Origin of the sequence: Arthrobacter sp. H5 (assembly GCF_000520595.1) — a bacterium.
Classification (GTDB): Bacteria; Actinomycetota; Actinomycetes; order Actinomycetales; family Micrococcaceae; genus Arthrobacter_D.
In genome coordinates, this window is the sequence record NZ_KI915019.1 from 90,137 (window position 1) to 97,863 (window position 7,727).

At 61.9% G+C, this 7,727-nt stretch carries 9 protein-coding genes; 7 read left to right on the forward strand and 2 right to left on the reverse strand.

Annotated features, from left to right (window positions below; all coding sequences use genetic code 11):
* Positions 1–1,089: serine hydroxymethyltransferase (gene glyA / locus Y708_RS26170; RefSeq protein WP_035776773.1), on the forward strand; the 1,089-nt coding region annotated here is incomplete at its 5' end.
* Positions 1,090–1,262: 173 nt separating this feature from the next.
* Positions 1,263–2,156, forward strand: a complete 894-nt coding sequence (locus tag Y708_RS0118180; protein ID WP_028281030.1) for a bifunctional methylenetetrahydrofolate dehydrogenase/methenyltetrahydrofolate cyclohydrolase — start codon at positions 1,263–1,265, stop codon at positions 2,154–2,156.
* Positions 2,157–2,214: 58 nt separating this feature from the next.
* On the opposite strand, the gene Y708_RS0118185 is transcribed toward Y708_RS0118180, so the two are convergent.
* Entirely contained in the window at positions 2,215–3,615 is a 1,401-nt protein-coding gene (locus Y708_RS0118185) for a hypothetical protein (RefSeq protein WP_028281031.1), read from the reverse strand.
* Positions 3,616–3,908: 293 nt separating this feature from the next.
* On the opposite strand from Y708_RS0118185, the gene Y708_RS0118190 reads away from it, so the two are divergent.
* Genes Y708_RS0118190 through Y708_RS0118205 form a run of 4 tightly spaced genes read left to right on the forward strand, consistent with a single transcriptional unit; the run spans position 3,909 to position 6,961 of the window.
* The gene (locus tag Y708_RS0118190; RefSeq protein ID WP_051479152.1) at positions 3,909–4,850 is read left to right on the forward strand and encodes an ABC transporter ATP-binding protein; all 942 of its coding nucleotides are present in this window, start codon (positions 3,909–3,911) and stop codon (positions 4,848–4,850) included.
* Between the two features lie 13 nt (positions 4,851–4,863).
* Positions 4,864–5,721 carry an ABC transporter permease gene (locus tag Y708_RS0118195; protein ID WP_028281033.1) on the forward strand — a complete coding sequence of 286 codons (858 nt, stop codon included), beginning with the start codon at positions 4,864–4,866 and terminating at the stop codon, positions 5,719–5,721.
* The gene (locus Y708_RS0118200; protein WP_051479153.1) at positions 5,718–6,551 is read left to right on the forward strand and encodes an ABC transporter permease; all 834 of its coding nucleotides are present in this window, start codon (positions 5,718–5,720) and stop codon (positions 6,549–6,551) included. Before Y708_RS0118195 ends, Y708_RS0118200 begins: the two co-directional genes overlap by 4 nt.
* Before the next feature lie 50 nt (positions 6,552–6,601).
* The gene (locus tag Y708_RS0118205) at positions 6,602–6,961 is read left to right on the forward strand and encodes a VOC family protein (protein WP_028281035.1); all 360 of its coding nucleotides are present in this window, start codon (positions 6,602–6,604) and stop codon (positions 6,959–6,961) included.
* A gap of 115 nt (positions 6,962–7,076) precedes the next feature.
* Here the strand turns inward: Y708_RS0118205 and Y708_RS0118210 are convergent, their stop codons facing one another.
* On the reverse strand, positions 7,077–7,532 hold the full coding sequence (locus tag Y708_RS0118210) for a class F sortase (RefSeq protein ID WP_028281036.1): 456 nt from the start codon (positions 7,530–7,532) through the stop codon (positions 7,077–7,079).
* On the opposite strand from Y708_RS0118210, the gene Y708_RS30025 reads away from it, so the two are divergent.
* Positions 7,519–7,727 (forward strand): hypothetical protein (locus tag Y708_RS30025; RefSeq protein WP_216699832.1); only part of this gene is annotated, 209 nt, incomplete at its 3' end. The two genes, Y708_RS0118210 and Y708_RS30025, sit on opposite strands and share 14 nt — an antisense overlap.

A 7,727-nucleotide genomic window follows, 5' to 3' on the forward strand; every position in this document is an offset into this window, starting at 1 on the left:
GGCCGCCGCTACTACGGCGGCTGCGAGCACGTGGACGTCGCCGAAAGTCTGGCCATTGAGCGGGTGAAGGCGCTGTTTGGGGCGGAGTACGCCAACGTTCAGCCGCACTCCGGCGCGCAGGCCAACGCGGCTGCGCTGGCGGCGATGATCAAGCCCGGCGAGAAAATCATGGGACTTTCCCTGGCACACGGCGGCCACCTGACCCACGGAATGAAGCTGAATTTCTCCGGCAAACTGTACGAGGTGGCGGCCTACGGTGTGGAGGATGACACCAACCGCCTTGATATGGACCGTGTGCGTGCGCAGGCCATTGCTGAGAAGCCGCAGGTCATCATTGCCGGCTGGTCCGCCTATCCCCGGCACCTGGACTTCGCCGCTTTCCGTTCGATCGCCGATGAGGTGGGAGCACTCCTGTGGACGGATATGGCGCACTTCGCCGGCCTGGTTGCCGCGGGGCTTCACCCCACCCCGGTACCCCACTCGGACATCGTCACGTCCACCGTGCACAAGACCCTCTCCGGCCCTCGCTCGGGCGTCATCCTGGCCAAGCAGGAATGGGCCAAGAAGCTCAACTCCGCGGTATTCCCGGGGCAGCAGGGCGGTCCGCTCATGCACGTGATCGCCGCGAAGGCCACTGCCTTCAAAATTGCGGGATCAGCTGAATTCAAAGAGCGCCAGGAGCGCGTGCTGGAGGGCGCCCGTATTATCGCGGACCGTCTCATGGGCAACGATGTCACAGAGCACGGAGTCTCAGTCCTCACCGGGGGTACGGATGTGCACCTGGTATTGGTGGACCTGCGTCATTCCGAGCTCGACGGCCAGCAGGCAGAGGATCTCCTCCACTCGGTGGGAATCACTGTCAACCGGAATGCGGTCCCCAACGACCCCCGCCCGCCGATGGTCACCTCCGGTCTGCGCATCGGGACGCCGGCACTGGCCACCCGCGGCTTCGGAGCCACGGAGTTCACCGAGGTCGCCGAGATCATCGCGTCCGTACTCAAGCCCGGCGCGGACATCGGGGCCCTCAGCGCCCGCGTGTCCAAGCTGGCAGCAGATACCCCGCTCTACCCGGGCCACGAGGAGTGGTAGAAGAGCTCCCGCAAGGGGCGTTGGAGTCGGACGCCGCCCGCTCCAATGCATATGACATCCCCACAGACGAATGCTGCTTCACCGGTTGCTGTGAGCGCGGCAAGGCGTTTTTGCTGGAACAGCTGGACAGAGAGCAGCTGGACAGAGCACAGCTCGACAAAGGAGCCGCATAGATGAGTGCACAAATACTTGACGGTAAGGCCACTGCGGCAGCAATCAGGGAAGAGCTGACCCAGCGGGTAGGGATCCTCAAAGGCAAGGGAGTTGTTCCGGGCCTGGGTACGGTACTGGTGGGAGACGATCCGGGGAGCCACTCCTATGTTGCAGGCAAGCACCGCGACTGCGCCCAGGTCGGCATCACGTCGATCCGCCGCGACCTGCCGGCCGACATCACGCAGGAGGACCTGGAAAAGGTCATTGACGAACTGAACGACGACGACGCCGCCACGGGCTATATTGTGCAGCTTCCACTTCCGGCGCACATCGATGCGCACGCTATTCTGGAGCGCATGTCGCCGGAGAAGGACGCCGACGGCCTCCATCCGATCAACCTCGGGCGGCTTGTCCTCAATGTCGCCGATTCGATGGCGTCACCGCTGCCCTGCACGCCGCACGGTATTGTCGAACTGCTCGGCCGGCACGGGATCTCCCTCAAGGGTAAAAACGTGCTGGTGGTAGGACGAGGGGTTACTGTCGGGCGTCCGCTGGGTCTGCTGCTGACACGCAAGGAGATCAACGCGACGGTGACACTCGCACATACCGGAACCGTGGATCTGGAAGCGCATCTGCGGGAGGCCGACGTCGTTGTCGCGGCAGCTGGAATGCCGGGGATGATCAAGGCCGGGCAGCTGAAACCGGGCGCCATTGTCCTGGATGTCGGGGTTTCCCGGGTCACCGATCCGGAAACCGGTAAGGCGAGGCTGACCGGTGACGTGGAGAAGGACGCAGCGGACGTCGCGTCATGGTTGTCGCCCAATCCCGGAGGAGTGGGACCGATGACGCGGGCCATGCTCCTCGCCAACGTGGTCGAGGCTGCAGAGCGCCAGGCAGGCGCCACCGCCGGCTGATGTGGTCGCCACTGATCGCGGCCGCCGGGGACGGAGCAGATCCGGCATCGTGCCGTGACTAGTTTTTGACCCTGAGCGGCAACAGGCGGCGCAACTCGTTGTTTTCGGCCGGATCCAGCACCGAGTGCTGCGTGCAGGCTGGCACCAGCCGCCCTGTCTCCGGGTGGCTCATGGTGTACATGCATGCGCCCAGACGTTCCTGCGCTTCCCGGACGGCTGGCTCGTCACTGGTCAATCCCTGTTCCATCAGGGCCCAGGCGGGCGCCACGACGGAGGCGTCCATGAAATTGTGGACCACGAAGCTTTTGATTCCGAGTGTGCTGCTGCGCCATGCACGCCACAGGGTCCGCGCGCCGCCGGCTCGTGCCAGCATCCGCCGTCCCACGCCCAGTAGAACCGGCAGGTCGCGGGGGTGCCGGAGAGCGGCCCGGAGCAGGCGTGCTGCCAGCACGGGGCGGCTCTGACCGCCGAAGAAGATGCCGCCGTGGTGTTCTAGGAGGCGGTCGCGCGCGGCGGTATCGGCAGGGACGTCGGGGTCGATGACGACGGCGAACGTACCCGCTGCCGCGAGTCCGATGGTGTAGCGGTTGCAACGCGGATCGCCGAACTGGGTTCCCTGCCACGGCAGTTTCTGGCCGGCTCCTTCCTCAATTCGTTCCCACACCTTATCGATACTGACCTCGGAGAAATCCTCCTTCCACCGCCTGGCGTCGCCCATGAAAGCTGCGGGTTGGAAGGAGAGCATGTTGTAGGGCATCGCCAGCACTGAACGCGTAACCGTTGAAACCTCATCGAGGTTCGATGGAGTGACCGTCATATTGTGCGCGAGATATGAGCGCACGCCGTGCTCACGCTGAAGATCGGCGAACATCTGCGTGAACTTCTGCCGGAAAGGGTCGAGTTCGGCTTCACAGAGGGGTCGGACGGCACCACTCCTTCCCCTCATCAGCGAATCGAAATGTGCTGCGAAGGACACTTTGTCGAATCGGCGGGCACCGTCTGCGGTGAGGACCAGCGCTAGAAGGTACTCATACTCGAAGTCGCCGTGCGTCATCGACATCGGTTCGCGGCCACTTTCACGCATGACGGTCAGCGCTGCGGCATGGTCCTCCGGATCGAGCAGGCTCACCTCTCCACCGATGAGCTGGGCGTGGGCACGCGGTCCGCGCACCTGTCTCAGATACCGCATCTGTTGGCGCACTTCCTGCACCGTATGTTCACCGTCAACCCGTACTTGGTTTGCATCTGCCGAGTGATAGCACGGTGTGCAGGTCAGGTTGCATTTGGGAAACACGTTATGGGTGCCTTCACACCCGACGGCACTGCGTCCCAGCAGCTGGTTTGCGGTTTTCACGTGGTCCGGCAGTTCGGTCCACCGCCGGTCCAAAGCCATGCGGCTCTCCGGATGAACCGGGCGCGTCTGAAGTTCAATCAGTCTCAGAAGCTCGGCAATCGTCATGCGCAGATTCCTTCGAACGGTTGGCGCCTGCCTCATTCAGCGTGTTTTCACCATGTTGTGTCCGCACCAGCAGGAAAGGGTTTCGGCCACCGACGACCCCTCCCTTGAGGTTGGGTCCCAAGCTAAACCCCGCTCCGCGGACAAAGTCAAGGCCCCCTGCCCGATCGAATCTGCAGGTGGCCTTTTGAGTTGACGCAGCAAGGACAACCCAAAGGGGACTCGGTTGATCGCAGGCGGCCGCATCTATAAATGATTGGCTTTTACCAATGGGATAAATCATCTAGTCTGAACTGGTGCCCAACCAAACCAATGACAATTACGTCATCTCTGCCCATAACCTGACTAAAAAGTACGGGGATTTCACCGCAGTCAATGACATTTCGTTCGACGTGCCGGCCGGTGAATCCTTCGGCCTGCTCGGTCCCAACGGTGCGGGCAAGTCCACCACCATGAAAATGATCGGCGGCGTGTCCCAGCGCACCTCCGGAGACCTCACGATCATGGGGCTGGACCCGGAGGAACACGGCCCGGAAGTCAGGGCACACCTGGGCGTGGTTCCGCAGCAGGACAACCTCGACGAGGAGTTGAAGGTCCGCGACAACCTCCTGGTCTACGGCCGCTACTTCGGTCTGCCCATGAGCTACCTCAAACCCAAGGCCGACGAGCTGCTCGAATTCGCCCAGCTGACCGATAAGGCAAAGTCCAAGGTCGATTCCCTATCCGGTGGCATGAAGCGCAGGCTGACCATCGCCCGGTCCTTGATCAACGAGCCCAAGATCCTCCTCCTCGACGAACCCACCACCGGGCTCGATCCGCAGGCCCGGCATATTCTCTGGGACAGGTTGTTCCGCCTCAAGGAATCCGGGGTTACCCTGATTCTCACAACCCACTACATGGATGAGGCGGAGCAGCTCTGCGACCGTTTGGTGGTTGTGGACAAGGGACAGATCATGGCCGAAGGATCGCCGTCGACATTGATTCGCGAACACTCAACCCGCGAGGTGCTGGAGCTGCGCTTCGGATCGGAGCGAAACACTACCGTCGCAGCCGACCTCCAAGGGATTGGTGAGCGGCTGGAACCGCTGCCTGACCGCGTGCTGATCTACACCCACGACGGCGAGGCCGCGTTGGAACAGGTAACCGCGCGCGGGCTGCATCCCATCACCTCGCTGGTGCGCCGTTCGTCCCTGGAGGACGTCTTCCTGCGCCTGACCGGTAGGAGTCTCATTGACTAGCCAGGAGACCGGCATGCCGGCACAACAAACAAGGACGACGACGGCACCACCGCTGCGCGCTCATCCTCCGCGCGTCTCGGCGGAGCGTGCCCGGCGCTTTGGCTCCTGGTACTACGCCGAACATGCACTCAAGGTGATGAACGGCTACCGCTGGACTTTGATCGCCTACAGCGTCGGCAACCCGGTGATGTACCTCTTTGCGATGGGGGTGGGTCTGGCCACACTGGTGGACCGGAACAGTCCTGATGCCTTTGGCGGAGTGAGCTACCTCGCCTTCATCGCTCCCGCGCTGTTGTCCTCCGCCACCATCATGACCGCCGCAACCGAATTCACTTTCCCGGTGATGGACGGCTTCAAATGGCGGCGGGTCTACTACGGACCGCACGCATCTCCATTGGCGGTGCACCAGATCGTCAACGGGTACATCATCGCGATCACACTGCGGCTGCTGCTGATGACCGCCATCTACTTCGGCATTGTTGCGGCGTTTGGTGCGTCGCCGTCGCCCTGGGGCTGGGTTGCGGTTCCGGTGGCTGTGTTGTGTGGTCTTTCCTTTGGCCTGCCACTCATGGCGTACGCGGCCAGTATCAAGGAGGAAAAGGGCCAGTTTGCCCTGGTGATGCGCTTCGTCGTCACACCGCTGTTCCTGTTTTCCGGCACCTTCTTCCCGTTGGACACATTGCCGATCGGGCTGCAATGGATCGGCTGGATCTCACCCCTGTGGCACGGCACGGAACTGGGGCGCCTGCTGACCTACGGCTACCAGGAGCCCGTCTGGCTGGTGGTGATACATGTCGTCTACCTGATTGTGCTGGCAATCCTCGGCTGGCGGATGGCACGGAAGATCTACGAAAAGAGGCTGGGAGCATGAGCGGCCCACTGACCATTGAGGATTACCAGGTAGAGGTTCAGGACCGTCCGTTCAGCGCGCTCTACGCCCGCAACGCGAGGGCCGTGATCAGCCGGGGGTTGATGGCCACGAAGAGCAGCAACTGGATGGTGATGGTGTCCGGGTTCTTTGAACCCGTGCTGTACCTGATTTCCATGGGCGTGGGGCTGGGCGCACTGGTGGGAAACGTCTTCGGGCCCAACGGACAGGAAATCAGCTACGCCGCGTACATTGCACCTGCGCTGCTAGCGGTTTCCGCGATGAATGGGGCGGTCTACGACTCCACCTGGAACGTGTTCTTCAAGATGAACTTCGCCAAGCTCTATCAAGGGATGCTTTACACGTCCCTGGGTCCACTCGACGTTGCCATTGGCGAGATCTTCCTCGCCCTGCTGCGCGGCGCTATGTACGCCACCGGTTTCACCGCCGTCATGGGCATGATGGGGTTGATCACCACCCCCTGGGCGCTGCTGATGATTCCCGCTTCGGTGCTGATAGCTTTCGGCTTTGCGTCGTTCGGGATGGGTATCACCAGCTTCATGAAGACGTTCCAGCAGATGGACTGGATCAACTTCGTGATGCTTCCGATGTTCCTGTTCTCCGCCACGTTCTACCCCCTGAGCGTGTACCCGGAGCCTATTCAGTGGTTCATCCAGGCGCTGCCGCTGTGGCACGGTGTGGAGTTGCTTCGGCAGATCAGCATTGGTGTGTTCACTGCAGCGACGGCCATTCATATCGTGTATTACCTGGTGATGATCCTGGTCGGGATGGTGCTCACCACCACCCGGCTGCGGAAACTGTTCCTCAAGTAAACGGTCCGGAATGCCTTCCCGGGCCAGCCGCGCTGCACCATACTGGACGCATGATCGGAAAATGGCACGCTACCGTCTTTGATTGTTCCAACACGGACCAGCTGGCGTCCTTTTACGAGGATGTGCTGGGGATGATCCGGGTCCAACATGACGACAACGGATGGATCACCATTGGCGATGCACCCGACAGGCCGGCCCTGGCGTTTCAACAGGTCAAGGGCTATACGCCTCCGGAATGGCCCGGGCAGGACATTCCGCAGCAGGTTCATCTGGACATCAGGGTGGAGGACCTTGACGTGGCTGAGCAAAAGGTGCTCGCGCTCGGGGCCACCAGTATGGACTCGGGAACGGGAGCCTTCCGGGTTTATCTTGACCCGGCCGGTCATCCGTTCTGCCTGGTCCGCTGGTGAATATCCGTTAACTGCAATCGACTCTCCCCAAAGTGACCTTCTGGAGCCGTTTAAACGGCTGGGAAGGTCACTTTGGGGAGAGTCGATGCGGTGATGCGGTCAGAAAAGAGAACGCTTAGGGGACGAGGGTCGCGAAGATCACGTAGTTGTCGTCGAACTCGCCGGTATCAGGGTTATACCCGTCACAGGTAATCAACCGCAGCTCGGCAGCGTCAGTATTTCCGTAAACCTCAAGGGTGGGGAAATTGTCTTTCTGGTACTGCTCGCCGCGGTCGACGGCAAACACAGCGGTGGAGCCGTCTTCGCGTTGTACCTCGATCTGATCGCCTGGATTCAAGGATCGGAGGTCCGCAAAGACACCTGGTCCGCCGTCGGTCGCATTGACATGGCCCAAAAGAACCGAGGGGCCGCGCTCGCCAGCGGTTGGCGATTGGTTGTACCAGCTGGCTGGCGCTCCCGGTCCATCCGGCGGTACCTCCAGCGAACCATTCTCGCGAAGACCCAGGCTCAGCAATTCCGATCCAGCGCCAATCGCTGGAATGGAGAAGGAGACCGGCGTGGATGCCTCCAGTACTGCGGGAAGCGACGGTTCCGGTGCGGCCTCTGCCGGCGCCGATGTTTCGGCGGGGGCAGTTGTAGCGGATGGTGCTGCCGAAGGCGATGGTGCTGCCGAAGGCGATGGTGCTGCCGAAGACGACGGTGCTGCCGCTGTGGTCCCGGGAGCCGGCGATGCGGACGGTGTGCTTCCGCAGCCGGTGAGTATCAG

Excerpts from the sequence above, each read along its gene's own strand:
- Y708_RS0118195 (WP_028281033.1), top strand. The coding sequence starts at position 4,864 with ATGCCGGCACAACAAACAAGGACGACGACGGCACCACCGCTGCGCGCT.
- Y708_RS0118205 (WP_028281035.1), top strand. The coding sequence starts at position 6,602 with ATGATCGGAAAATGGCACGCTACCGTCTTTGATTGTTCCAACACGGAC.
- Y708_RS0118185 (WP_028281031.1), bottom strand. The coding sequence starts at position 3,615 with ATGACGATTGCCGAGCTTCTGAGACTGATTGAACTTCAGACGCGCCCG.
- Y708_RS0118180 (WP_028281030.1), top strand. The coding sequence starts at position 1,263 with ATGAGTGCACAAATACTTGACGGTAAGGCCACTGCGGCAGCAATCAGG.
- Y708_RS0118200 (WP_051479153.1), top strand. The coding sequence starts at position 5,718 with ATGAGCGGCCCACTGACCATTGAGGATTACCAGGTAGAGGTTCAGGAC.